Source organism: Pseudonocardia nantongensis (assembly GCF_046546495.1).
GTDB lineage: Bacteria > Actinomycetota > Actinomycetes > Mycobacteriales > Pseudonocardiaceae > Pseudonocardia > Pseudonocardia nantongensis.
The window spans coordinates 1-1,305 of record NZ_JBKGXT010000052.1 but is presented as its reverse complement, the minus strand read 5'-3'; the positions used below and the strand labels follow the sequence as shown (position 1 = coordinate 1,305).

The 1,305-nt window shown below is 69.5% G+C and carries 1 protein-coding gene; it reads right to left on the bottom strand.

Annotation, left to right across the window (positions count from 1 at the left end; translation table 11 throughout):
• Nucleotides 1-13: 13 nt before the first annotated feature.
• Entirely contained in the window at nt 14-1,093 is a 1,080-nt protein-coding gene (locus tag ACLFMI_RS26745; protein ID WP_410950735.1) for an IS110 family RNA-guided transposase, read from the bottom strand.
• Nucleotides 1,094-1,305 lie beyond the last annotated feature (212 nt).

The following is a 1,305-nucleotide window of genomic DNA, read 5'->3' as shown; positions in this document are numbered from 1 at the left end:
GGTTGCTCCTATGTCAAGCCGCGACCGGCGAAGCAGCGCCGGACGCGGTGATCGTGTTGGTGTGCAGGTGGTTGAACACGACGCGCGCCAGGCGTCGTTTCATGGCCCGGAGGGCTTCCATCTTCGTGTTCCCTTGGTTGCGTCGGCGCTGGTAGTAGGCGTGTCCGAGACTGCCGGGCAGCCGGGTCTGGGTCACGGCGATCCGATGTAGGGCCGCGTTGAGCTGCCGGTTCCCGCCCCGGGCGAGCCGATGTCGATGCGTGCGCCCGGACGACGCGGGGACAGGGGCGACGCCGGCGTGCATGGCGAAGCACGCCTCGGAGCGGAAGCGGGTGACGTTCGCGGTCTCCCCGACGATCTTCGCCGCGGTCAGCGGTCCGACTCCGGCCAGCTCGAGCAGCGGTGCAGCCACCTGTGCGGTGAGCTCGCTCAGCTCTCGCTCGGCGGCGTTGATCCGCACCGTGGCCGCGCGGACATCGGCCAGCAACTCGATGGCCAGGCGAACCAGTATCGAGCTCGGCTGCTCGGCCAGCCAGTTCTGCAAGCGGTCGAGCACGACCAGCCGGCCCAGGCTGCGAGCGGGGATGTCGAGTTCGGGGTCGAGCTCGTGCAGGTGCCAACGGACACGGTTCTGGTTGCGGGTGCGCTCGGCCACCAGGTCCTCGCGGTGATCGACCAGCAGCTTGAGATCGCGTGAGACCTGGTCGTGCTCGGCCGCGGCCAGGTCGGGTTCGCGCAGCGCGGCCCGCGCGATGGCCAACGCGTCGATCGGGTCGGACTTCCCCCGGGTGCGTGCCGAGTGCCGGGCACCGGCCATCAGCTTCGGCGGGACTCGCACCACCCGCTCCCCGGCAGCGAGCAAGGCTCGTTCGAGCCGGGTCGATACGTGGCGACAGTCCTCGACCGCCCACACCCGCTCGCCCCGGTATTCCTGGCGTGCCCAGCGCACCAGCTGTTCGTGACCGGGGTCGATCGCACGGACTGTGCGTTGCCCGATCTGACGGCCGACCTCGTCGACCGCGACTGTCGTGTGGGTGTCCTTGTGGACGTCGATGCCCAGCACCACCACCATGTGTGGCGTCACCTCTTTCACCTCGGAGGGACACGGCTGGGCCGGCCGGCGGACACACCTCAGTGGGGGCGCTGCCACGCTCCTATCAAGTCACGCCGGTCGGCCCTGGCCACTGGTGATCGGCACAACCATGACTCGCCAACCCGAACCCGGGCGGCACCCACGCTAGGAGCCAGATCACCAGCGGCCAGGATCCCAACCACCGCAACGCGGCAACTGCACCCTGACACTGA